The sequence below is a fragment of the Bacillus sp. AFS037270 genome, from assembly GCF_002585305.1.
Map to the genome: position 1 here is coordinate 1 of NZ_NUNF01000016.1, position 24,067 is coordinate 24,067.

Consider the following 24,067-nt stretch of genomic DNA (forward strand, 5'->3'; position numbering starts at 1 on the left):
CGAACAAGGGTCGCCTTCGGACAAGAGAAGGCAAAAAGATGAAGGCTCTGTCCAAACAAAGGTCGCCTTCGGACAAGAGAAGGCAAAAGATGAAGACACTGTCCGAACAAGGGCAACCTTCGGACAAGAAAAGGCAAGAAAATAATAGCCCTGTCCGATTCCTAGTTAACTTCGCACGGGGCATAATGAAAATGGAAAAAGCAAGTCAGTCGTCCAAGGGAAAAAACAAAAACATAATCAAGTCCAAAGATAAAATTCATACTTATTTATAATAGGTATCACTGGTAACTCCAAACGCAGTAAAGTGTTTCTTCAAAGCTCTAGAAAATGTCCTTCTATTTAAATCCACATTGCACCACTCATAAATACTTTGAGTCGTTATCTTACGATCAGGAAACAAAAGCATTAATTCCTTCGTATGCCGCAAAATAGCTTCCTCAATCTTTTCATGACATCCACACTTCTCGCAAATAAATTCATTATTTTTAATAGAAACCTCAAAAGACATACAAATCTTACAATAAACGCCTTTTTTTTGCTGTTCATAAATATATTTAGGCAAAATGGTAAATGGATTTTTGGTTTGATGTAATGAAATGAGTTTTTGGGCTAGTTTTTTATGTCCGTCATTCAACTTAGAAGGAGTTTTATTTAAATCATTAATAAAGCGATTTACCTGGGTTGGTAAAATAATAGGTAGATCCATGGGGGCTCGAAATAAAGTAAATTCAGGATTGATAAAAATAACGGAAGCTTCCACGAGGTAATTAAGCTTGAGGGTTTGAAGAAGTTGGCGGAGTAGACTCGAGCTCCTTTTTAACTGAACTACCGGATTTTTATATTCACGATCGGTCTTTACGGAAATAAGTTTGTCCGATTCTAAGTAAAAATCACCTTGAAAATTTTTCACATCCAATAAATGAATAACTCCTTGCGAAATAATCAAGCTATCAATTTGAAAATAGGAGTTGTTTACTTTAAGGAACAAGTCATTTATGATATACCTTTCTTCCTGAAGACTTTCTGCAAGGAGGTCAAATTTCACTTCGCCTTCGTAGCCTTTTTCCAAGCTTAAATAGTGCCATTTTTCTTCTTCTGCTAATTCCATTCGTGCATTTAAAAATCTCATTATCAATAATTCATATGACTCTGATCTGCCTTTGAGTAACATATGCCACTTCCTTTCTTAAGCTCTATGTTCATTTTATAAAAAAATATCAAGCTGCCATTTACGAGATATGAATATTCTGTTACAATTCAATTATTTTTTTAATATCAGTATAGGACCTTCTGAATTACTAGTTATTAGTCACTAAACCTATTCCCACAATATATAAAAAACTCGCCGTTCATCCAACTGAACTGCACCTCCATTGTTAGACACAAAACTAACAATGGAGGTGCAGTTTTTATATGGCTAAATTTACATTTGAGGAAAAGTTATGGGCAGTTAAGGAATATGAGAAAGGGCAGTTTTCTTATCGAGATATTGGTAAACATCTTGGTACTCACCATAAAACAATCCAAAATTGGGTAGCTATCTATCAGGCCCATGGTGAAGAATCTTTGAGAAAAAATTATACAAACTACTCTGCTGCGTTTAAAATGGAGGTACTTAAATTCATGTACGACAATTGGGCATCTCTTTTAGATACAGCGGTCAAATTCAAAATACCTGATCCCTCCATCATCCGAAAGTGGAGGGCAACCGTTGAAACAGAAGGAGTTGAGGCCCTAATTCCTAAGAAAAAGGGGCGTCCCTCCATGACAAAAGAAAGAAAAAAGAATAAGCCTACTGACCAATCAAAGGAATCTCTTATCGAAGAGTTAGAACGTTTACGAATGGAGAACGCCTATCTAAAAAAGTTGAATGCCTTAGTTCGGGAAAAGGAAAAGTTACCACAAAACTCAAAGCGCAGGTAATTTACGAACTAAGGAAAGAATATCAAGTCGCTGAGCTTATTAAAGTTGCAGGAATTCCAAAAAGCACTTATTATTACTGGACAAAACATATGGAACGCCCTGATAAATATGAAAAGGTTAAAGACGCGATACAAGAAATATACCATGAACATAAAGGCCGATATGGACACCGTAATATCAAAAAAGAACTTGAGAAAAGAGGCATCATTCATGACCCCAAGACCGTCCTCAAATTGATGAACCAGATGGGTCTCAGATGTCAGGTTCGCATGAAGAAATATAAGTCCTACCGTGGAAATGTAGGAAAGGTTGCGCCAAACATTCTAGATCGGAATTTCCAAGCCGACAAGCCTAATCAGAAGTGGGTAACCGACGTGACAGAATTTTGCCTTTTTGGACAGAAAATCTACCTATCTCCTATTCTTGATTTGTTCAATAGTGAAGTCATCTCATATTCGATTAAATTCAGACCAACTTTTAATTTAGTGGCTGACATGCTTGAACAGGCGTTAGAGGTTCTAAAGCCAGAGGATGAATTGATCCTACATTCGGACCAGGGATGGCATTACCAGATGGCTAAATATCAAAAAACTCTTAAAGAACGGAATATCACACAAAGCATGTCCCGGAAGGGAAACTGCCTAGATAATGCAGTTATAGAGAACTTCTTTGGTATTCTGAAGACAGAACTCCTCTACTTGCAAGAATTTGAAAGCATTGAGCATTTTATACGAGAACTACACTACTACAACAATAAACGCATGAAGCAAAAATTAAAGGACATGAGTCCAGTAGAATACCGTTCTCATGTCCAACAGGTTGCGTAGGATATTTGTCTAACTTTTTTGGTTCACTTCAAACCACGGCGAGTTTTCTACGTTCTTAAATAAAACTCCTAACATTATTATTCCGGCTAAACTTATATATCGCAATCATGAAGAATACAAGAGCGAAGGCCAATAAGGTTACCAGATTCAATGACAAACTGCTGAGCGTATGCCCTTTTTGCAGCTCGGAAATTGTGACGAGCAGCCATCTTTGCGGCAGAAAATCCGCAATTTTTTGTGCTGCCTTTGGCATGATTTCCACTGGCCAGAAGCAGCCTGCCAACAGACAGGTGGGTGTCATAATAAGATTTTGCAAGGCACCTGCAGAATTTGAGTTGGTGGCAAAGGCAGTAATGACCAATGATAAACCGACAGAGACAAGCGAGAAAAACATCATCACACCAAGCATTTCCAAGAAGGGGACTCCAGCTGAAATGCCGAAGACTTTCGTCATAACCGTCAAAGTGACAACCACTTGAATGGTCATAATGATCATATTGACAATCACGTTAGAAAGCACATACTTTTTTCCATCGATTGGGGCTGACATAATCCGGAAATAAGTGCGGTTTTCTTTTTCTTTTAAAATCAATTCAGATAGGCCGCCTGCAGAGTTGAGCATAACCATCAGCAGAAAACCAATCGTCTGAATGGTCATATCGTTGTTATTAGATGTATCTTTTAAAGAATGGGTAGATACTTTAAACTCTGAATTTTGGTAATTTTGATAGAGAGTATTAAAAACCGTTACATCCCCATTGGCTGCAGTGCTTAAGGACAAGAGATTTCCAATATAATTGTTTAGGTAGGCCTTAATATAAGTCGTGACCTGTGCCCCTTTAATGGAGATGATTTGCACCTCAGGCTTTTCGCCGTTCATAATTGCTTCTGAAAAACCTGGTTCGAGGATAATTGCGCAATCCAGGGAGCCGGAAGCGACTTTATTTTTGACCTCAGATTCTGCTAGTTTACTAGTTTTTACATTATTTAAACCGCTGATAAACCTGCTGGTATTTTTCGAAATCGTCGTCTGATCCAGGTCAACAATCCCTGCATGCAGATAGGAGGGATCTGTATTGCCATACGCCATGAAAGCAATGAAGATGCCAAGTAACGGCACGAGCACGTAAGAGAAAATTTTTCGCTTATTTAAAAAAATGGAACGTAATGAATTGGCCACCAGCCACATGATTTCTTTCATCCTAGAGACCCTCCCGTTTTCTGAATGCAACAATGGCTATCAACAGGAAAACAATAGCTATTCCTATATTTAATGAAATCGCAGGCAGTGCAGCCGTTAAGTCATTGTTATAAATAATTTTTGTTAATGCATCCCTTGCCCATGTAAGTGGTGACAAATTCATCATGATCTTCAGAAACCCGTCGGCGTTGTCAATCCTGAAATACGCCCCGCCAAAAAAAGCAGCAAGCTGCAGGACGATCATGACAATGGTTTGCATACCTTGATCCGTTTTAATGATATAGCTGAGTCCGAGCCCAAAGCTGACGGCCAGGAATACGAGCGTGAACAGAATGAGCACCACTATTCCGGGATGGCTGCCCCAATTGGCGCCAAAAGCAAAACGGCTGAATGTCATTACAAGCAAGATGCAAACAAAGTTAATACCGATTCCTCCCAAAATTTTACCTAGAAAAATTTCCATTTTGTTGATAGGTGCGATGGCGAGTCGAATGGCTGTGTTCCGTCTTCTTTCCCCTCGAATCAAGGAACTGGCGGAAATGGCGCTGTATAAGGCGATCATTGTCGTCATTGCCATCGCATAATAATCCATTGATCCTGGTGCTTTATCTGCATTTAAGGAGGTTTCTTTTACATAGTCGCTCGAGGTACTGGCCAATACGGCTTGCACTTGTTCAGGTTTTTCTTTTGCTACCTCGGTGATCAAATTGTATTTATCGGTAAAAGCAATCAGCATGCCTTCAACCATACTTGCCTGGATGCTGTTCCGTTCACTGCCGTAAAATTGAATTCCTTTATCCGTGACTTCCACATAGGCATCATATTGATTTTGCTTAACTGCACGCTTTCCGTCTGTACTTTCAGATGCTTTTGAGAAATGAATGTCTTGCTTTTTGGCTTCTTTTATAAAATTTTGGAATGGGGCAGAGAAGCTATTGTCATTTTTTTCGGTATATAGCACATTGATTTTTCCTATTTTAATGTTTTTGTCAAAGGTACTAGACAAGGCAGTTCCGAGAATCAGCATTAACACGATAGGGAAGGCCAGCATAAACACCAGCGTCCTTATATCCCGGATGGTGCGTTTGAATTCATTAAGAGCAATATTGATGATATTCACAAATGCTTCCTCCTAATCTCTTAAGTTTCTGCCGGTTAAAGTTAGAAACACGGTTTCTAGGTTTGGTGCTTGCTCTTGAAGCGAGCCGATTTCCATTCCCCTATTAATGAAGAACTGGATAATCTGGTTTAAGTTGTTGATTTCTGATTGAGAGTTCATTTTCACAACATTTTCCTCGATGGAAACATAATTAACCCCTTTGATTTCCCTCAATGACGCTTCATCGAGGTTTTCCGAGTTTTTCACTTCAATCCAAATATCCTTTGTATCCGTAATAATCGCTTTTAACTGCTCCTTTGTTCCTTCCGCAATCACCTTACCATGATCGACAATGGCAACCCGCGAACAGATTTCTTCTACCTCTTCCATGTAGTGACTCGTGTAAATGACAGTACAGCCCATATCGTTTAACTTGCGGACAGAGGTTAAAATGTAGTTACGTGATTGTGGATCGATGCCAACAGTTGGTTCATCCATAATAATCAGCTTTGGACGGTGGGCAATTGCACAAGCAATATTCAATCTGCGTTTCATTCCGCCGGAAAAGTTCTTTGGATAGCTCTTTTGCTTATCTAGCAGCCCGACAAACTCCAGTGCCTCTTCGACCCGTTCATTTAACTCTGTTCCTCGCAGTCCGTATAATCCCGCAAAAAATCTCACATTCTCGTAAGCTGTCATATCCTCATAAATCGCCAGGTCCTGCGGTACAATCCCGATATTCATCTTGGCAAACTTACTGTGTGAAGCAATGTTCTTGCCGAGGATATGGATTTCCCCACTGTTATTTCGTAATAGTCCCGAAATCAAATTAATCGTTGTACTTTTGCCAGCTCCATTGGATCCAAGGAAACCGAAAATTTCACCTTCTTGAATCGCTAAGGACATATTATCAACAGCAATAAAATCGCCAAATTTCTTCGTTAAATTTTTAATCTCCAACACGTTCATAAACTCACCTCATATTGGATGGTGCCTGACACCATTTCCTGTATTTGTAATTTAATTATAGGGAAAAAGGGTGAACTAACATAAGTGCATTAGTTCACCCTTTATACATGAGAAATTTCATGTTTTTCATATGAATGCATTCATTAGGCGATGGGGAGGAGGGTGGTGACGGAGAATCCATTAGTTCCATCGACGATAACCGTGCCTTTTATGGAGGCGGTCCGTTCTTCCATGCCTACGATGCCGAGCCCTTTTACCACTTTGCCGGATCCAATCCCTTTACCGTTATCACGGACCTCGACCCGAACTAGCTTATTCAATACTTGAATGTCAATCGAAATTTCCGACGCACCTGAGTATTTTAATGAATTCGTAAGGGCTTCGGTGATATTCTCAGCAATAATCTTCCATTGAATCGGTGTAATCAAATCTATGTTTCCTTTGTGCACGAACGGCATCCGTAACTGGTGCTGAATGGAAAAATCCTCAATGAACAGTTTTATGCGCTGCAAGCCGATTTGTTCGGTTGGAGGCTTCATATTTTTTAAGGTAATCCTAATATCCTCGATTCCTTCTTTTGAAATGTTTATCGCATTCTGAAGAAGCTCCACTGCTTTAGTCTGATCAATGGCCATAAGAGTCTTCGCGGCTTCCATTTGAATCAATGCGCCAGTCATGGAGTGGCCAATGCTGTCATGAATCTGCTGTGAAATCCGGTTGCGTTCCTCTAAGCGATAGGTATATTCCGATTGCCTAATGTACTCTTTATTTTCATTAAGGCTTTTGGAGAGCCGATGCATATCAACGCGCATCTTATCAAGCGTATTCTCATATTTAATCAGTCTTTTCGAGTATTGGCTGGTCATAAAATAAGCCACAAAGCAAAACATAGCAATCAGACCGTATGATGCCTGTAGCTGAGGGACAATAAATACAGGCAGCAATCCCACTACCAATAACAACCACTTTTTTTCAAAAAAAGGCCAGGTAAGCTCATAGATATTATTTGGCAGGAGCAGGATGAATAACGAATTCACTTCCCGGAAGAAAATAAAAATCAGCGTCATCGACACGAGGTGAATGCCAATCTTCACTTTTTCCAATCGAACAAGGTAAACGGTAATATTGATACTGATATACACTAAAATCGAAAGGACAATCCAAGCCAGATTACTTGTTTCGGATTGGATATAGGAAAAGCTGAGAAACAGGATTATAATAAGTTTGCTGAAAATGATCCATAATTCCATCGATTGGTCCTCTTAATCTACTGAGCCAGTAAGAAAATAAATGGCAATTTGTGTTCGATGCTCCAAGCCAGTTTTACCTAGAATCGAAGTAATATAGTTGGCAACCGTGCCTTCCGAAATAAACAGCTCCTTTGAAATCGCCTTGTTGGAATAGCCCTTGGCAATCAGTGTCATGATGTCCATTTCCCGCTCGGTGAAGAGGCTGGCATCCACTTTGGATTCGGGTTTTGCATTGCCAGTCATTTTGGATTTAAGCTTATCGAGCACGACATCCTGCATAACGGTGTTACCATAGTAGACACTTTTAATAGCATCGCGGATCCGTTCCGGGTCGGTATTTTTCAATAAGTAGCCTTTTGCTCCATTCTTAATCGCATCCAAAATGTACTCATCGTCATCAAACGTTGTCAAAATCATCGGCTTAGTCTTCGTTGTTACCGTCAGAAGTTTTGTTGCTTCAACGCCATTCATATTGGGCATCCTTACATCCAGAAGCGCAATGTCAACTTGATGATGTTGACAATATTCAACTGCTTCCTTACCATTATCTACGGTTGCAAGTACCTCAAACTCTCCGTATGTACTCAAAATGATTTTCATACCCTCGCGAATAAACGAATTATCATCCGCAATCAAAATTTTTATATTCATCTCACAGCAGGACTGATCTGCCTTTCACATCCTTAAATTGGTAGTAACTAACATAAACATATCAGAAAGAAGGATTTTTGAGGAGTACCTGATGCATAAATAAAATTTTATGATACAAAGAATTAGTGCATATTAAAAAGGAGCTTTTATTTTTATGCTCCTTTTTAAATCATATTGTATCTTTATTAATTTTTTATCCAGGTCAATAATCGTAAAATATCAAATGGTTGATTCCAAGTAACAATAAAACTCAAAAGGAAAAATGCAGCAACTGCTAAAAATTTTATATTACCTTGTTCCTTTTTATACATTGCACCAAAACTTGCTAATAATCCAATAAACAAAATACTAAATCCTGAAATCATTAGTGGCTCAAAATACATTGAATAAATATAAGCAGAACTGATGAACAGGACACCTAAAATAGTAAATATAATAGAAAGTTTACTAAGTATTTTCATAGAAAACTCCTTTTTTACTAAATTATACCAATTCCCAACAATTAAGCCAATATTGGTTGGGTGTTATCAACGGACTAGAGTCTGTCACTCTATCATGATAGCTTAAACGGAGTTAACCAAGCTCCGTGTAGCACAGTTTGTTTCAATTTTACAACTTATAAAATAGCCTCTTCCGAACGGCAGGATTTATTTTCAGATCGTTGAGAAATTTCTTCTCACCGATCTGTACAAGACCTTCGATTCATTCGAATACACTTAGGGCTCTATTCGCAAACTTTGTTGCTTTTTAATATATTATAGGTTCAAAATTCATTCATTATCGTATAGTTAGAAAGTAATTGTACCGAACCAACATTAATTGCGCGGAATTTGGTCTTAATTACACCGTAATCAATGTTTTGTACCTTATTTTTCATCTTTCGTGAACAACTTGCGATACCTGTAGAATAAAAAACATACATGAACGAACATGATATAAATATAATTTATTTATTTGAAGGAGTGTTAAACATGGCTGATATGAAAATAAATGTGAATGCTGTTTGGGATGGTGGAGTAAAAGGGAATGGAACCCTTAAAGCGGAGTATCTTGATACAAAAATCGCTATTCCTACATCTTTAGGAGGTAGTGGCAACGGAGCAAATCCAAAAGAGATTCTTGTTTCTTCGGTAACTACTTGTTATACAGCAACTCTTACGTTTGTACTTGCAAGCAGAAACCTGCATGTTGCTGAACTTACAGTGAACTCAGAGGCAAATATATCTGATAATGAATTTAAAATTATCCATTATCCTCACATCGTTTTATCTAAAGATGCAACAGAAGAACAAATTCAATCCGCACAAAGAGCGACGGAAGCAGCAGATAAAGGGTGCGAAGTCGGAAATTTATTGAAAAAAGCAGATGTTAAAATTGAAATTCAAGGTAAAGTTTCTTTGAAATAAACTGATTCATTCAAAGATGTAGTAATTTATTTTTAGACCTTTTAAATAAAACGGTGTTTTAAATTTAAGGCGGCGATTCTGCTGCCTTTTTTATCGTTTAGCGTACAATGTCAAATATTTTTTTCAAGTTTTTAGGTAACTCAAATACACTTACTTTAATTTCTTTTTTTTACAAGTAACAATTAACCAAGTTTATTATAAAATAGACGCCATTTTCTTGATTCAGAAATGGGCATATACTCGCTTCTTGGTCTGCATTGATGCATTCTGGCATTGAGTACAAATTAGAATTAACGTACTGATTCGCATTTACAGGACGAGTGGGATAAAGCTAAACGTCGAGGTCAGAGCCTCAGGAAATTAGATCCGATCTCCACTCGAACCAAAAGAATGGATCCTATTTATTTGTTTTATTAAGCAGCTATTTGCAACATTAGTTTCTTAGTAACTTCTTGTTTGTAATCAAAAGTAGGATTGTCCCACTTAAACGGTGACTGATTTTTAAGCATTGCGAAAGCGATTTTTATAAACTTGTTTCCCATAGCGATATATATTTTTCCAGCTTTTTTTCCTTTTTCTTTTAGTCGGGTATAAAAGGGTTTAAGAACATCATTGTGGACTGAAAGAGAGCGTCCAGCGTTGTAAATGGCTCTTCGTAAATTCGCATTTCCTTGTTTCGAGATACGTCCATAATAACCCTCTGTAGGACCTGATTGTTTAATAGTTGGGTTAGTTTCAGCTTTTTTATGAGCTGATTCGCACTTGTATAATGGGTGAGATCTCCCATTTCACAGTAGATTTCGGCAGCTGTTACAAGACCGATACCTGGAAGTGGTTAAGAGGTAAAGACCGTCTGTTTCAATTAGAATACGCTCTATTTCCTGGTCATAGGTTTTAATAGTTTGGGTGTGCCATTCATAATCCTTTAGTTTTTGCTTTAGTAGGAAAAGTTCACTGGAAAGGTCCTCTAAAGGCTTTGAAACACTTTCACTGGCTGCGTAGATAAGTTTTTCAATGGTTGTCTTACGAATCTTCAAATTGTGTTCTTTAGACAGTCGAGGTAAGCCAATTTCTCCAAGTTCTAGGATCTGAGAAGCATGAGGGAAGTAAGTTAAAAGATATAAACTAGCTTTCCCCAAAAAGTCACTAAAGATAGTTCTCGTCTTAACTTTTCCATCCATTAATAAGCTGTAACCCTGGTATTCACGCCAGATATGGTCATGTACGGTACGAATCTCTACTTTAATAAGAGAACGATTATTGATTTCACTTCTTCTAGCACGGGTAAGATGTTGAAGTTGTTTATAAACGCCGGTAGCCAATTTGGCATTAGTTGTTTTATTACCAATCAAGACCTCAGCAATTAGATATAAATAAATATCGTCTGTTTTAGTATAAGTGAGGTGTTGTTTCCGTTCTTCATGAGTAGATGCAGGGTTGATAATATGAACAGAATAGCCCTTCTCCGTAAGAATGTGAACAATGTCCTCATAGTAATGTCCTATTGCTTCAATGCCGACAAATACACGTTCTGCATTACAGGAAATTTGTGCTTTCTCAATCTTATCAATTAAAAACTTCATTCCAGATTGGCTGACCATAAAGGAGAATGAGGGTTCGAGTACCTCCCCAAAATAATTTAAGATCATAGATTTCAATAAAATCATCCAATCGATTCATCAATAAGTCAGGCTGACCCCGAGGTTCTTATGAACACTTACAGGGTCAGCTTTTTTATTTTCAGGAATTTGAGATATAATAAAGTTAAATCCTGGAATTTGGAAGGAATTTATTTCTATGAAAAAAAGGGTTAAATTAGTGGTCGGGATTTTCCTGATCTTTAACCATTCCAGGTTTTTAAGATAATGGATTATTTGGCTGGGCTTTATTAGCAAAGAAAGTAAGAATGAGTTTGGAAAACTTAGTCGCTTCCGATGCACATAAAATTTTTAACTGCAGGGGAACTGATATATAAAAACTGTACATACTATCATAATCCTTTCGAAGATTTGAATTTAAACCAAATGAGGTGGAAAAATGGCAAAAGAATTAACTGGCGTACATGCCGTTGTTACAGGAGGATCAAGCGGTTTAGGATATGCCATGGTAGAAGCACTTCTTGATGAAGGAGCAACGGCTGCAGTGGCATCCCGTCCGGGAGCAAAAATGACGGAAGCTGTAAAAAACCTTCAAGATAAGGGATATTCGAATGTTTTTGAACTTCCATTGGATGTCAGGTCAGAGGAATCGGTACAAGATGCAGTGAACTGGGTAAAAACGGAATGGGGTAAGATCGATGTCCTCGTGAACAATGCCGGGATAGGCATGAGGACTGTAAACCCAAAATTCCTTACAGAACCACAGCCTTTCTATCAGGTCTCTCCTGAAGGGTTTCGAAATTTAATCGATACAAATGTGACCGGTTATTTCCTAACCTCCCGGGGATTCGCTCCTCTGATGGTCGAGCAGGGAAGAGGAAAAATCATCAATATATCGATGAATTATGAAACCATGAAACGAAAAGGATTTGTCCCATACGGCCCTTCTCGTGCCGCAACCGAGTCCCTGTCATTTATCATGGCTGAAGACCTGAGTGAATTTGGAGTGACGGTAAATATGCTTCTTCCTGGCGGGGCCACCGTAACCGGAATGATACCTGATGAAGTGAAAAGGGAACTTGAAGGAAACTCTCAGCTTCTGAAGCCGGAAATCATGGCAAAACCTATCGTTTATCTTGCTTCCGAGCAATCTGAAGGATTAACGGGTGAACGCCTAGTCGCAACCGAATTTGACAGCTGGTTAAAAAATAGAACCAAATAAAATGAGTGAAGAGACTTCTTCTTTGGCAATATGAATGAATAGAGAAAGAGACTTATTTTTGCGGTTTTTCGTTCATCGGGGTTATGAATGACTTTAGGACGGGTTGTCCTTATGGTTTTCTCAAGATGATAAATTGGTTATAAATGGTAAAAAAGCCGATAATCTATGGGAATGAGCCAATCTTAATCAAGCTGTGTTTAGTAATGGTTCAGGATATGCGATCATTGGACCCGCTACATTGACGGATTTTTTTATTTCTCCGGTAGATTACTACTTACCGTGGGTGCTTGGCTCCTTCTTCCGTTTGATACAAATATTCAGTGTTCTTTTTTCTATATTCACCACTTCTATCTATATAGCCGTTTTAACGTATCATTATGAAATGATTCCTAAAGTTTTACTTGGCCCGCTTAGTTTCTCGCGGCATAACGTTCCGTTCCCGCCGGTTTTGGAAGTGCTTTTTTTAGAGTTTACGATTGAATTGCTGCGTGAAGCAGGAGCACGTTTACCAACGAAAGTAGGACAAACTCTCGGTATCGTAGATGGTATTGTTATCGGTCAAGCATCAGTAGAGGCTGCGTTTACAAGCAACGTATTGTTGATCAGTGGCTCTATCCGCTTTAGCTTCGTTTACAACACCCATCTTTCAGATGTCTAACACCATTCGTTTCGTACGATTTCCTTTAATTATTATTTCCTCGATCTGGGGGGACTTGGTATCGTACTAGGAATATGCTTTTTAATTGTGCATCTTACTCGTTTAGAATCCTAAGAATCGCCTTATACCGTTCCGTTATATCCACTAAGACCTGGTGATTTAAATGATAGCTTGATACGTGCGTCATATAGTATAACAACTAAAAGACCAGGTTTCTTACGTCCTAACTCTCTTTGGAGATATGATCCTAGTCGTCCACACTGTCTTCGAAAGTAGTTGAGTTGGTTTTAAAATTTTTATATTTAGTTTTCCCTTTCTCCGAAAAGATAGGATAGATGACCGTTCCTTATGTTTTGTCAGCTTTCATATCATAAGCCAGTGTTTCAATAATTTGAACTTTATCGATAATCCGGTCATTTAGACATCCTGTTAAGAAGACAAGAAAGAAAGCAGCTAAGTGGAAAAGATGTTTGCTTTTTCCTTTGTCATTCATCAAAGTCACTTCCTTTTCATCCTTCCAAGATTGGATACAAATCAGCCTATCCAATTGAAAATTGGATATGGTTTTATCCACAATATTAATATGAAGCAGTCTTTTATTCTAAAATTGCTAATGGAAAGATTCAAAAATGGTAACTATAAAAACAAATTAACGGTTAACGATAAAGAAGACAGCTTATTATTGAAAAATCTGGATTCAAAAGTTACCTATACGGTTGAGAAGAGCAAGCCTATTCCCCATATCCTGATCGATTTAAAGCTTAACGCCCAAATTAAGTATGAATTGTCATTATTGAAATTATCCAAAAAGAATAACCATCAGAAAAGTTATTAAATAAGTATTTTACTGCTGAGATCCAGGACTTAGTTTCATTGTTAAACAACAGTACATACAGTTGTCCATGAAACTCTGGAATCGTACAGTAATTATAGAGGTGAAGCCTTTTGAAAAATTTAATTAGCGAGCAATATACTGTATTACCTTATTTAGTCTTCTTTTGGTGTAGGCATTATGAGTTTCCAGAGGAACATTATTAAGAATGCTGTCTACGATGCATGGATTTCCATTATAATATCTGGGATAAGTATCCATATATATTAATTTGGATGATGTATCGAATAATGGCTATTGCCGATAACGACATTATTTATATTCAAAGATTTGTCTTTGGGAAATGGATTGGCGGCATCATTAACCTGTTTATTATTTTTTATTTTCTTGTACTGGCCCTTATTGTTTTCCGTGTTTATATTGAAGTGGTGCAGGTGTGGATTTTCCCCTTAATGAAGACATGGCAAATCAGCATCCCATTTCTAGTGCTTATCTATTATACGGTTTCAAGCGGATTCCGAGTAATTACTGGTATTTGTTTTTGAGGAACGGTGATTCCTTTTATTTTAACTCCCCTTAATTTCTTTGCCTTAGAATTTGCCCAATGGGATCATTTATTGCCGCTTTTTAATTATTCCGCCATGGATCTTGTTATCTTCAAAAGAGATGTTGTTTCAATAAGTGGGTTTTGAACCATTATTTATGTTTTACCCAATTGTTAAGAACCCTGGTAAATCACAAAAATGGGCTCACTTTGGGTTGCTGTTTTCAACCTTACTTTATTTGGTTATAGCGCGGATTTCTTTTGCATTCTTTAGCCAAGAGCATTAAAAAAATACTTTATGGCCTACATTAAATTTGATGAAAATTGCGCAATTTCCGCTTATAGAAAGGGTCGAATATATCTGGCTGCTGCTTATCTTACCTAATGTCAGTTTAAAAATATGGGCAGCCTGTCGTGGCCTTAAGAAATTAGTAAATTTGAAGCAACGTTTAAGCTTATTAATTGTCTTGGTATTATTCTTTTTTCTAGCTAATTTACTGATTGAGAATAATCTAATCGTACGATTAGGTGACATTTATTCAAAAATTGCTTTTTATTTTGTTTATTTCTAAATTCCGTTTTTATTTGTGTTTATTTATATGAAGCAGAAAATGTTCAACAGGGAGAATATCTAGATGTTGATAGAAAAAGATTACAATTTAATATTGTGGCAATATACTGGCTAGGCTCTCTGGGTTTATGAGAAAGATTAAAAAAGCGAACCATTCTTTGACTTGAAAGCCATTTAAGAGTGTCATAATAGTTCTCAACTTTAAATGAAAAGTGACCTTCTATGTCGGATGCGCTTTCATATTGACGAATCGTCTGTGAATCTGGCTCGACTATCAAGTGGAGTTGCTGTCCCCCTATTTCATGCACCTTGAAAATCAAAATTAGGACGAGGTATTTCTTTTAAACATAAAATTTTCCCGTAAACTTCTATTAAGACTTACACAATGGAGACATTTATATCTAATCAAAACCTTCACTTCTTTCATTTTAAATAGTTTATTTTTACTTTAGTCGTTTTCGAACCTAAGATCACTAATCCCCTCCTCAACCAGATCTATCGGAAATAGCACAACCGCAAAAATACCTTCGCAGGTGAAATAGGAGGCGTTAGCAAAGTCAGATACTTTCGTATATTATCATAAACAAAATAAACAAAAATCTGCTTCAGGTGAAAAACGCAAAATGCGATGAGAACTTTTCATCGGTGTATACCCACTATAGTGGAATTTGAGAATATCGAGTTAATTTTTCTTGACTTCATAAACTGTAAATATTAAAATTACAGTTATTCCTTTTGAACAGGAAGCAATCAATTTGAAAAGTGGCTTTTAAAATAGTTTAGTTTGTTAGGGACATTTACCAGACCATTGCTTGCTTCGTAATGTCTATACTGTAAACTATTTTATTACAGTACGTTTTATAAAAAACAAACTGTAACTTTTTTTATTACATTAAAAGGGGGTAATTTTGTATTTTTTGTAAACATTATAAAAACTTTTATTAAAATTATACGAATGAATTGGAGGATATAATAATGGCTATCTCACACGTAACAGATCAAACATTTAGCACTGAAATTAAAGAGGGATTAGTTTTAGTGGATTTTTGGGCAACATGGTGTGGTCCTTGTAAAATGATTACACCTGTATTGGAGGAAATCGATGGTGAAATGGGTGACAAAGTTAGAATTATCAAGCTTAATGTAGATGAAAACGCAGGAACAGTAGGAAAATTTGGAGTCATGAGCATTCCAACGTTGATTCTTTTCAAAGACGGAGTGGCTGTAGATAAGGTTATCGGGTTCTATCCAAAAGAAGCTTTGACAGAAATAATTTCAAAGCATATGTAATAAAGACTTTTTAGAAAGAGGATGAATCTATATCTGAGCATACAAAAAAGTATTTGATATACCATTCTCATTGCTAGACCTTTCACCGATTGCACGTTGGAAGTTCTCCAGCTGATGCTTTTCGCAATACACTAGAACTTGCACAGCTTGCTGAAATTTTAGCTGAAATTGATAACAGCCACAGGTAAAAATACGAATATATGAAAAAGTGTTATCAACAAATCTTTTTCTTTTTGAGGAGGAAAAAATAATGAGTAAAAAAGCACTCTTAATTATACCGCCAGAACGTTTTAATGAAGATGAGTTATTCAAACCAAAAGAAGAGCTTGAAAATGCAGGAGTCGAAGTAACCATTGCTAGCACCGTGGCAGGTGAAATTACTGGTGACTATGATGGGAAAGCAACTGCTTCGGTTATCTTTTCAGACGTATCGCCCACAGAATTTGATGTTGTTTCGGTAATTGGAGGATCTGGTACAAATGATCATCTATGGGGAAATCAAGAATTACAAGGCTTTTTGAAGCAAGCTTACAATGAGGAAGTTCTTGTAACAGGAATTTGTGCAGGGGCTGTTACAGTTGCTAAAACTGGTTTGCTTTCTGGAAGAGAAGCAACTTGCTATCCACTAGATGTTCAAAAGAACGAATTGATAGCTGTTGACGTTAAATATGTTGAACAACACGTTGTTGCCCATGGTGATATTATTACTGGCGATGGTCCACAAGGTGCGAAAGAATTTGGAAAAGCCCTTGTTAAAGCATTACGTTAGTTCTACATTTTAGTTGGATAGAGTGTGGTTCGGAAGTAAATTTCGAACCCACCGCTTCCATTAAATATAAGCATTTTTTGTGAGAATAATAAGTTTTTGCGATTCAAGGAGGGTTTTTAGTTTGGGTAAAAAAATTGCTACACTTATAACCAATTTATTTGAGGATGTTGAATTTACAGAACCTGCAGAAGCATTCAAAGAAGCTGGTCATCAAGTGATTACAATTGATAAACATGCAGGAAATGAAGTAACTGGTAAAAAAGGCGCAACCGTAAAAATTGATAAAGCCATAGATGAAGTTAATCCTGCAGACTTTGATGCTTTGCTTATTCCAGGTGGTTTCTCCCCTGATTTACTACGTGAAGATGACCGCTTTGGTCAATTCGCAAAAGAATTTATCCAAGAAGGCAAACCTGTTTTTGCCATTTGCCATGGACCACAAGTATTGATCGATACAGACCTATTAAAAGGCGTCGACATAACTGGTTTCAAATCTATTCGTAATGATTTAAAAAATGCAGGGGCTAACTACAAAGATGAAGAAGTTGTCGTAAGCAATAATATTGTGACTAGCCGTTTTCCAGATGATATCCCGGCATTCAATCGTGAAGTGCTAAAACTATTAGCAAAATAAAATAATGAAGCGTTGGTTTATATTATTTTCACTAAAAGTAGTATGTAATATTGTTTTCAGATACAACCTAAAAAGAATTTTTTAAGGAGGGTTCATTCAATGTCATTAAAAGGAAAACGTGTGGTCGTAATAGGAGGTACTTCTGGTATCGGATTATCCGCAGCAAAGGCATTTCTTGATGAATCTGCTCAAGTCATTATTGCAAGTCGTTCTGATGCAAAACTATCGGAGGCAAAGAATGTACTTGGTGGTAATGTGGAAGCATACAATATTGATTTTCGCAGTGAAGAAAAACTAGCTGACTTTTTTAAAATGGTAGGGAATTTTGATCACCTTGTCGTTACGGCAGGTGAAGGTGCAATGGGTCATTTTAGTGACTTACCTGTTGCGGATGTTAGAGAAGCGTTTGATAGTAAGTTTTGGGGGCAATACTTAACCGTTCGTGCTGCTATTCCGTACTTAAATGATACCAGTTCTATCACATTGACCTCTGGTGTTTATGGAATCCGTCCACCACAGGGGGCAACTACACTTGCTTCGATCAATTCAGCGCTCGATGGATTGGTTAGGGGGCTTTCAGTAGACCTGGCCCCTATACGGGTAAATGTTGTTTCACCTGGTATCGTAGACACCCCACTCTACGGAGGGATGCCTGACGAGCAAAGACAAAATTTATACAGCAAAATTGCACAGCAGATACCTGTTAATCGCGTGGCACAGCCTGAAGACATTGCTGAGGCCTACGTGTACTTAGTGAAAAATGGTTTTACAACTGGTAATGTTCTTCTTATTGATGGCGGGGCTCACTTGGTGTAAGTGAGCATTATAATGTTAATTTTGTGGCTATACTACAACAATGTATAGCCACATTTATTTTTTAAATAATAATCCAATTTTTCAATAAATGGTAATGATTGAAGAATGCAGTTCAAGAAAAACAAGGAGATATGAAAGGAATGATGAAAATGAGTTTACGTGACCATGAAAAAATATTGAGAATTAAGCATTCACTTGAAAAACGTGTAGTAACTTTACCTGATGGAACCTTTCTTCCAAGCATTGGTCAAGGAACATGGTACATGGGTGAAAATCCTCAATCGAAAAACAAAGAAATCAAAGCTTTGCAACTTGGAATAGAACTAGGCATGAAGCTAATCGATACGGCTGAAATGTACGGAAATGGCGATTCCGAACGTTTAGTTGGTGAGGTAATCAAGGGGCGTAGAGATAAAGTTTTTTTAGTATCGAAAGTATATCCTCATCATTCCGGGTTAGATTTGATTGAAAGCGCATGTGAAAATAGTCTAAAACGACTAGGAACAGATCATCTTGATTTGTATCTTTTACACTGGAGAGGTCGTGTTCCTTTGGCAGAAACGATTGAAGGAATGGAGAGACTGCGCAAGGATGGTAAAATTATAAGATGGGGAGTTTCTAATTTTGATACGGATGATATGATAGAGTTGTGGGATACCGCTAACGGAAAAAAATGTATGACAAATCAAGTGTTATATCATCTAGGTTCTAGAGGAATTGATTATGACCTCCTACCATGGCATCATGAACATAACATGCCAATTATGGCCTATAGTCCCCTGGCCCAGGGAGGGAGCTTAAGAAGACAATTACTAAGCGATCCAACCATCATTGAGATTGCAGAAAAATACAATGTGCAGCCATTACAAATTGCTCTTGCGTGGACCATTCGTTCGAACAACGTAATTGCTATCCCAAAAGCTGTTAAGGAAGAACATGTTTTAGCCAATGCTCAAGCTGCTACTATTCAATTGACCATAGAAGATCTGAACAGACTTGACGAGGTATTTCCAAAACCAACTAGAAAAATACCTTTGGATATTATATAAAATGAATGGGGACAAAGGATCTGTACTCTTTGCCTAGGAGAACCTGTTAATGTCCCTTCTCAAACTCTGATTTGTCAACAGAGTCCTAAAGTACATTTCTTCACATGCTTTCCCCTTTTGGCTCCTCCAATTATATCCAATTTCACGAAGTGTTTTAATATAAACTGATTTCTTTGTTTCCTCTTTCATTTATTCTCTTAAATGCGAGATAATTACATCAACAATATCGGTGATGATAGGCAAAAGTTTTAATTGCTATTTATACCGAAGGATAGTATAAACAGTAATTAAGGTTAGGTTAATAATGGAAGCACCCATACTATAACCAAAAAGAACAACTGGTTTGTTGTACTCTTGATAATACTTGTTAATTAGGTTGTGTAATTGCTCTGAGTTTGGAGCAACGTTAGGCTGACTGTTTCCGCCAAAAATTTTATCAATGTATTTGCTTTGGATTACTTCCTGGACTAACGTCAATATATTTTGTAGGATCATTAGGATATTTTGGCTCCTGATCAGTGTAAGCAAAGAACGGATTGTTTAGATCTCCATCTAGTCCAATCACTTTATATTGAGAAGGAGGAAGACTTCCAAGGAAATACGGGAGTTGGTTTTGCTATAGGGCCATCCTCTGCACCCTGAACAGTAATTTTCGCATCATATTGGTAGCCAACTGTTGTTTAGGTAGGACCTGCAATTTTACTTATGGTTAAGGTTTCTCCCTTAACTCTAGCATAAAGCCCGGTTGGAAAGCCGGGCCTCCTCATTTTTTATATAGAAAACCTCCGATTACATCTTCCCATTGGTACAAACAAAGCTTCTCCGTTCTGTTGTTGTTTTAGAGGATCCTTCATTAACGCTATAGCACAACAACTGCCATAAATGCCTTTTGTGTTGATTCTCCATCCTGAGCAAATTTCTTACTGTCTGGTATGTTCCTATCCTTATTTTTATTTCTTCTCCCACTGCTGAATTTAATGGAAGCTACTGAAGTCGCTGTATAAATTCAATAATAATTATATCTGGTTTAACTTGGTGGTAAATATTTAACAGAGTAGAACTTAAATCCCCAAGTACTGTACAACAAATACACCCATTATTTTTATTTAAATGGATTGAGTCCATATGGCATCGACCTAGGACCGGTTTCCATGAGTCTATCTTTTATTTTCCACGGTGCTGGTTTTATCCTATCAAATATTCAATGTGACTCCCATTGCGAGGGACTCGGTATTTGAAAGCATGAAGGATGGAGTTCTTGTTTTAAATCAAAATGGTGTAATCGTCGATTTTAATCATGCGATGCTAGATCTCCTACCAAATTTAAACTCCCAAGTGATCGGAAAGCCAATAGTTGATGGATATGGTCAACTTGCAGACATTATTAGGCATGAGGAGGAATTGGATTATGAGCTGTGTTTAGACGAAGAAAAGACTTACTACCATATTCGTTTTTCCTCTGTTAGAAATAAAAATAATAAGATAATAGGGAAGATCATTACTTTTGTGAATGTGACAGAAAGAGTCCTTCTTCAGGAACAGTTAAAGAATTTAGCTAGTATGGATGGCTTAACTGAGGTATATAGTCGAAACTTCTTTATGCAAGAATCAGAAAAAATGATGGAGTCCCTTAGCATGACTGGGGGAAAAGTGTCTTTCATCATGTTTGATATAGATCATTTTAAAAATGTTAATGATACGTTTGGACATGAAGCTGGAGATCGGGTTTTAGCTCATGTTGCTAGTTTGACAAAGGAAAGTCTACGAAGCACCGACATCATTGGGCGGTATGGCGGTGAGGAGTTTATTCTATTACTGCCAGATACACCTTTAATCGCGGCATATGAGCTTGCCCAATCTATTCGTGTAAAAATAACAGAGAGTGTAACTCCTTTTATGGACAAAGAAATTCATGTTACATCCAGTTTTGGGGTTTCCTCAGCTCAGATTATGGGGGAAGATCATAGTCAAACCTTGAAAAACTTAATGAGAGAAGCTGACCAGGCGCTCTATGAAGCCAAAAGGAAGGGGAGAAACTATGTTGAACTTTTTGAACAAGCTTTTGAGTATTCAAGTTAGGATGAACAGACGATAGATCGGGATTTATCTGGTATAAATATTACAGATTTTAGCTGGATCTGTAAAAATTTTTATTATTTTGACATTAAAAATGACAAGCTTCTCTTCATATATTCTAATGTCTGATAAATTTATTTGAAGGGAGCATGCTTTTATGGTTTTTATTTGGCTTTTACTTGCGATCGTCTTGGTGGGAATTATCGGTTTCTTCATAGCGAAAAAGTCAAAAGTAAAGCAGGAAGAACTTCAAAACGTTGACACAGCAGAGGCATTACCCAAATTTAGATTTGGTGATTAATAAGATGTTTATGTGAAAATTAAATGGTTTACTATTAAAGGGTTCATTTTGGCTGTCATTTTTGGCAGCCTCTTTGTTTGTACTGATAGAGGATTAAAGGTAAATATCGGTAGATAGCTGCAAAACCTATTTTTCTCTAAAAGATAGCCCACTCATTTCCAATGCAGTCCTAAGCTTAGGGATGGAAGACGGTCCCATACCATGAAATTGCAAAATCTCGTTTTCACTATGGTTGGAAAGCTGTTGTATAGTAGTGATCCCATTGTTTTCCAATGCACGTCTGGCTGGTGCCGAGAGAAGAGAAAGAAATCCTTCGGCAGGTTTCCGTTCTTGCTCACAAATCGGGCAGGTTGGACAGTCGCTGCTTTTATAGTATTTGTGGCCTTTATCGCAAGTCCTTAAATTTTTATTTGAAGTTGTCATTTTTTAAGACCCCCTGTTTGATTGTACCGTTAGTTAATTTATAAATCATATATTAACATAAAATCCCATTAAATTGGAAGAAGGTTACATTTTATAGGTTTGAAAAGTAGGAATAATAATCCAATTTTTTCAAAAAATAGATAAGTGTGTTATAATTTCAAGTAATTTAATATAGAGGGTGAAAAGAATGATTAATATGTTAGGTCAAATCATGTTGTATGTTAATAATCAAGATGAGGCAGTTAAATTTTGGACAGAAAAAGTAGGTTTTAAGGTGATTTCAGAGGAAAATAATGGACAGGGGATGAGATGGATTGAAATTGCCCCAACAAATGGAGTCGAGACAAGTATAGTACTACATAATAAGGAACTAATTTCTAAAATGCAGCCAGAATTAAATCTTGGTACACCTTCCTTAATGTTTTTTTCAAAAGATCTAGATCAATTATATACAGACTTATCAAATAAAAACGTTACTGTCGGTGAAATGGTCACTATGCCTTCTGGTAGAGTATTCAATTTTGCAGATAGTGAAAATAATTACTTTGCCGTAATGGAAAGAAAGTAATGCTCAGCTGCCATGTAGGCAAAATGATTGAATGACTGAAAGCGTTTCTACTAAAAGTGGAAACGCTATTTTTACTATTATAATAATCAGGACATCATAATATATAAAAAAGTATACCAATGTGTGAGTTGTATAAATGGATTTACTTGGAAGTTATCCATATGATTTAATAGAATTATACCTGTTATTTAGGATATCTCTGTACAAAAGTGGGTGTATCAGTTTGACGAATAATGAGACATACGACGTGTTGACCATTGACACGGTTTCACGACAACTAGGCATTACACCGAGAACGCTTCGTTACTATGAGCAAGTCGGGCTAATTTCTCCCGCATTACGTACAAATGGCGGGCATCGTCTTTATGAACAAAACACGATAGATCGTCTTAAGCAAATTCTACGGCTGAAAGATTATTTGGGTATCTCCCTTCAAGAGATCCAGGAAGTGTTGGAGGCGGAGGAGTCGCTAAAAGACATAAGACAGACGTTTCATGAGAATGCCGAGAGTGCCGATGTACAAAGAGTGCTGGTGAATCAGTACATCGATGTTTTACACAACTTGATTGAAAAAATGAATTCGAAAATAGAAAACGTAGTAACTATGCGTGATATGTATCAAGAGCAAGTGGAACGTTCTTTACATTTTATGGACGAATTGAAGAAAAGGTAAAAGTCCCAATCCGTTTTTAATTAACTAATTCCTTGGAGCACGGTCATTAATCAGATGATTAACGATCGTGTTCCTTTTTTTCTTTAACAGATATGAAACTAGGAATATCCTTTTGTAAAAATTCATATGATTTAATGACGTTGACGTTAACGTCAATTAGAATAGAGGAGGTTTTTATGATGTGGCAACTTTGGCTTACTGGACTGATCGGTATCTGGCTCATCATTTCTCCGTGGGTGTATGGCTTCACCAGTAATGTTGGCGCTATGTGGAATAGTGTCATTTTTGGAATCATCGTCTTAATTTTAGCTATTTGGGCAGGCGCGGCGAACAAAAACAATAATTCTTAGAACAGTTTTAAATCTGCCAACAGCAAGCTTTCTTAATTTTCAGCCTCTGTTGTTGGCAGAAATTATAAGTAGGTGTAGGAAATGTGCACAGGATTGAAAGAGTAATAAAAATAGATAGCAAACCTGTGACATTGACTTTTAGCATAGGATTTCCATAAATCAGAGGAGCGGATGCGTTTTGGAATTTACAGTTCGAAAGGTGAGAACAAAAATATTTACAGGTTCCCCTAATGATGTCGAGGAACAGGTAAATGTTTTTTTAAATACGCTTGACCAAATGAATTTTGTAGATATCAAGGTAACAACTTTGGACGGAGGCATAATTTCTGCAGTGGTGGTATATAAGGTCGTGCAAAAACTATAGAAG

General features: G+C 37.1%; 30 protein-coding genes and 2 pseudogenes. 19 read left to right on the plus strand and 13 right to left on the minus strand.

Going from position 1 to position 24,067, the window contains the following annotated elements:
• Window positions 1-262 precede the first annotated feature (262 nt).
• Window positions 263-1,108 (minus strand): nuclease-related domain-containing protein, encoded by an 846-nt coding sequence (locus tag COD92_RS08420; protein ID WP_306418539.1) that lies wholly within the window; start codon window positions 1,106-1,108, stop codon window positions 263-265.
• A gap of 305 nt (window positions 1,109-1,413) precedes the next feature.
• On the opposite strand from COD92_RS08420, the gene COD92_RS08425 reads away from it, so the two are divergent.
• Window positions 1,414-2,750 (plus strand): IS3 family transposase gene (locus COD92_RS08425; protein WP_098528306.1). Its coding sequence is split into 2 segments (ribosomal slippage): window positions 1,414-1,858 and window positions 1,858-2,750, totalling 1,338 coding nucleotides; the frame shifts between segments, so codons are not numbered across the junction.
• A gap of 55 nt (window positions 2,751-2,805) precedes the next feature.
• Here COD92_RS08425 and COD92_RS08430 read toward each other — a convergent pair.
• The 6 genes from COD92_RS08430 to COD92_RS08455 all read right to left on the minus strand — a co-directional run bounded on the left by COD92_RS08430 (window position 2,806) and on the right by COD92_RS08455 (window position 8,381).
• Window positions 2,806-3,951 (minus strand): ABC transporter permease, encoded by a 1,146-nt coding sequence (locus COD92_RS08430; protein ID WP_098528305.1) that lies wholly within the window; start codon window positions 3,949-3,951, stop codon window positions 2,806-2,808.
• 1 nt (window position 3,952) lies between these two features.
• A complete protein-coding gene (locus COD92_RS08435; RefSeq protein WP_098528304.1) occupies window positions 3,953-5,071 on the minus strand; it encodes an ABC transporter permease in 1,119 nt (372 codons plus the stop codon).
• A gap of 12 nt (window positions 5,072-5,083) precedes the next feature.
• Window positions 5,084-6,019, minus strand: a complete 936-nt coding sequence (locus COD92_RS08440; protein ID WP_098528303.1) for an ABC transporter ATP-binding protein — start codon at window positions 6,017-6,019, stop codon at window positions 5,084-5,086.
• Between the two features lie 143 nt (window positions 6,020-6,162).
• On the minus strand, window positions 6,163-7,269 hold the full coding sequence (locus COD92_RS08445) for a sensor histidine kinase (RefSeq protein WP_098528302.1): 1,107 nt from the start codon (window positions 7,267-7,269) through the stop codon (window positions 6,163-6,165).
• Between the two features lie 12 nt (window positions 7,270-7,281).
• Window positions 7,282-7,920, minus strand: a complete 639-nt coding sequence (locus tag COD92_RS08450) for a response regulator (RefSeq protein WP_098528301.1) — start codon at window positions 7,918-7,920, stop codon at window positions 7,282-7,284.
• A 185-nt stretch (window positions 7,921-8,105) separates the two neighbouring features.
• Window positions 8,106-8,381 (minus strand): hypothetical protein, encoded by a 276-nt coding sequence (locus tag COD92_RS08455; RefSeq protein ID WP_098528300.1) that lies wholly within the window; start codon window positions 8,379-8,381, stop codon window positions 8,106-8,108.
• Window positions 8,382-8,891: 510 nt separating this feature from the next.
• On the opposite strand from COD92_RS08455, the gene COD92_RS08460 reads away from it, so the two are divergent.
• Window positions 8,892-9,326 (plus strand): OsmC family protein, encoded by a 435-nt coding sequence (locus COD92_RS08460; RefSeq protein WP_176541098.1) that lies wholly within the window; start codon window positions 8,892-8,894, stop codon window positions 9,324-9,326.
• Between the two features lie 413 nt (window positions 9,327-9,739).
• Here COD92_RS08460 and COD92_RS33305 read toward each other — a convergent pair whose 3' ends face one another.
• Together COD92_RS33305 and COD92_RS08475 are read right to left on the minus strand one after the other, a co-directional pair.
• Window positions 9,740-10,048 (minus strand): transposase, encoded by a 309-nt coding sequence (locus tag COD92_RS33305; RefSeq protein ID WP_098528325.1) that lies wholly within the window; start codon window positions 10,046-10,048, stop codon window positions 9,740-9,742.
• 66 nt (window positions 10,049-10,114) lie between these two features.
• Window positions 10,115-10,993, minus strand: coding sequence for an IS110 family transposase (locus COD92_RS08475; protein ID WP_098528298.1), 879 nt, complete (start codon window positions 10,991-10,993; stop codon window positions 10,115-10,117).
• Window positions 10,994-11,363: 370 nt separating this feature from the next.
• On the opposite strand from COD92_RS08475, the gene COD92_RS08480 reads away from it, so the two are divergent.
• Together COD92_RS08480 and COD92_RS08485 are read left to right on the plus strand one after the other, a co-directional pair.
• Entirely contained in the window at window positions 11,364-12,146 is a 783-nt protein-coding gene (locus tag COD92_RS08480) for an SDR family NAD(P)-dependent oxidoreductase (RefSeq protein ID WP_098528297.1), read from the plus strand.
• A gap of 190 nt (window positions 12,147-12,336) precedes the next feature.
• Window positions 12,337-13,080 (plus strand): annotated as a pseudogene (locus COD92_RS08485) (spore germination protein); the annotation flags it as partial.
• Window positions 13,081-13,150: 70 nt separating this feature from the next.
• On the opposite strand, the gene COD92_RS31850 reads toward COD92_RS08485, so the two are convergent.
• Window positions 13,151-13,297 (minus strand): hypothetical protein, encoded by a 147-nt coding sequence (locus COD92_RS31850; protein WP_176550414.1) that lies wholly within the window; start codon window positions 13,295-13,297, stop codon window positions 13,151-13,153.
• On the opposite strand from COD92_RS31850, the gene COD92_RS33310 reads away from it, so the two are divergent.
• The 9 genes and pseudogenes from COD92_RS33310 (at window position 13,271) to COD92_RS08520 (ending at window position 19,309) form a co-directional block, all read left to right on the plus strand.
• Complete coding sequence (locus tag COD92_RS33310) at window positions 13,271-13,639, plus strand: Ger(x)C family spore germination C-terminal domain-containing protein (protein WP_098528296.1); 369 nt, start codon at window positions 13,271-13,273, stop codon at window positions 13,637-13,639. The genes COD92_RS31850 and COD92_RS33310 overlap by 27 nt on opposite strands.
• A gap of 177 nt (window positions 13,640-13,816) precedes the next feature.
• On the plus strand, window positions 13,817-13,906 hold the full coding sequence (locus COD92_RS32730) for a hypothetical protein (RefSeq protein WP_255295265.1): 90 nt from the start codon (window positions 13,817-13,819) through the stop codon (window positions 13,904-13,906).
• Between the two features lie 20 nt (window positions 13,907-13,926).
• The gene (locus COD92_RS32735; RefSeq protein ID WP_255286571.1) at window positions 13,927-14,181 is read left to right on the plus strand and encodes a GerAB/ArcD/ProY family transporter; all 255 of its coding nucleotides are present in this window, start codon (window positions 13,927-13,929) and stop codon (window positions 14,179-14,181) included.
• 157 nt (window positions 14,182-14,338) lie between these two features.
• A pseudogene (locus COD92_RS32740) lies at window positions 14,339-14,752 on the plus strand (GerAB/ArcD/ProY family transporter).
• A gap of 974 nt (window positions 14,753-15,726) precedes the next feature.
• Window positions 15,727-16,041: a thioredoxin gene (gene trxA / locus COD92_RS08500; RefSeq protein ID WP_098528295.1), complete on the plus strand. Its 315-nt coding sequence runs from the start codon at window positions 15,727-15,729 to the stop codon at window positions 16,039-16,041.
• A 250-nt stretch (window positions 16,042-16,291) separates the two neighbouring features.
• On the plus strand, window positions 16,292-16,810 hold the full coding sequence (locus COD92_RS08505) for a DJ-1/PfpI family protein (protein WP_098528294.1): 519 nt from the start codon (window positions 16,292-16,294) through the stop codon (window positions 16,808-16,810).
• Between the two features lie 121 nt (window positions 16,811-16,931).
• Complete coding sequence (locus COD92_RS08510; protein WP_098528293.1) at window positions 16,932-17,444, plus strand: type 1 glutamine amidotransferase domain-containing protein; 513 nt, start codon at window positions 16,932-16,934, stop codon at window positions 17,442-17,444.
• Window positions 17,445-17,543: 99 nt separating this feature from the next.
• Entirely contained in the window at window positions 17,544-18,260 is a 717-nt protein-coding gene (locus COD92_RS08515) for an SDR family oxidoreductase (protein WP_098528292.1), read from the plus strand.
• A gap of 149 nt (window positions 18,261-18,409) precedes the next feature.
• On the plus strand, window positions 18,410-19,309 hold the full coding sequence (locus tag COD92_RS08520) for an aldo/keto reductase (protein ID WP_098528324.1): 900 nt from the start codon (window positions 18,410-18,412) through the stop codon (window positions 19,307-19,309).
• A gap of 255 nt (window positions 19,310-19,564) precedes the next feature.
• Here the strand turns inward: COD92_RS08520 and COD92_RS08525 are convergent, their stop codons facing one another.
• Entirely contained in the window at window positions 19,565-19,804 is a 240-nt protein-coding gene (locus COD92_RS08525) for a hypothetical protein (protein ID WP_098528291.1), read from the minus strand.
• Window positions 19,805-20,293: 489 nt separating this feature from the next.
• Window positions 20,294-20,434: a GTP-binding protein gene (locus COD92_RS33315; RefSeq protein ID WP_098528290.1), complete on the minus strand. Its 141-nt coding sequence runs from the start codon at window positions 20,432-20,434 to the stop codon at window positions 20,294-20,296.
• Between the two features lie 81 nt (window positions 20,435-20,515).
• Here COD92_RS33315 and COD92_RS08535 point away from each other — a divergent pair, with 81 nt between their 5' ends.
• Together COD92_RS08535 and COD92_RS31860 are read left to right on the plus strand one after the other, a co-directional pair.
• The gene (locus COD92_RS08535) at window positions 20,516-21,388 is read left to right on the plus strand and encodes a sensor domain-containing diguanylate cyclase (RefSeq protein ID WP_255286570.1); all 873 of its coding nucleotides are present in this window, start codon (window positions 20,516-20,518) and stop codon (window positions 21,386-21,388) included.
• Between the two features lie 154 nt (window positions 21,389-21,542).
• Window positions 21,543-21,686: a hypothetical protein gene (locus COD92_RS31860; protein ID WP_176541095.1), complete on the plus strand. Its 144-nt coding sequence runs from the start codon at window positions 21,543-21,545 to the stop codon at window positions 21,684-21,686.
• A gap of 126 nt (window positions 21,687-21,812) precedes the next feature.
• Here COD92_RS31860 and COD92_RS08540 read toward each other — a convergent pair whose 3' ends face one another.
• Window positions 21,813-22,109, minus strand: coding sequence for an RNA polymerase alpha subunit C-terminal domain-containing protein (locus COD92_RS08540; protein ID WP_098528288.1), 297 nt, complete (start codon window positions 22,107-22,109; stop codon window positions 21,813-21,815).
• A gap of 187 nt (window positions 22,110-22,296) precedes the next feature.
• Between COD92_RS08540 and COD92_RS08545 the strand changes: the two genes are divergently transcribed.
• The 4 genes from COD92_RS08545 to COD92_RS08560 all read left to right on the plus strand — a co-directional run bounded on the left by COD92_RS08545 (window position 22,297) and on the right by COD92_RS08560 (window position 24,064).
• A complete protein-coding gene (locus tag COD92_RS08545; protein ID WP_098528287.1) occupies window positions 22,297-22,677 on the plus strand; it encodes a VOC family protein in 381 nt (126 codons plus the stop codon).
• A gap of 223 nt (window positions 22,678-22,900) precedes the next feature.
• The gene (locus COD92_RS08550; RefSeq protein ID WP_176541094.1) at window positions 22,901-23,350 is read left to right on the plus strand and encodes a helix-turn-helix domain-containing protein; all 450 of its coding nucleotides are present in this window, start codon (window positions 22,901-22,903) and stop codon (window positions 23,348-23,350) included.
• 179 nt (window positions 23,351-23,529) lie between these two features.
• Complete coding sequence (locus COD92_RS08555; protein WP_098528285.1) at window positions 23,530-23,700, plus strand: SPW repeat protein; 171 nt, start codon at window positions 23,530-23,532, stop codon at window positions 23,698-23,700.
• 178 nt (window positions 23,701-23,878) lie between these two features.
• Window positions 23,879-24,064, plus strand: coding sequence for a sporulation protein Cse60 (locus tag COD92_RS08560; protein ID WP_098528284.1), 186 nt, complete (start codon window positions 23,879-23,881; stop codon window positions 24,062-24,064).
• Window positions 24,065-24,067 lie beyond the last annotated feature (3 nt).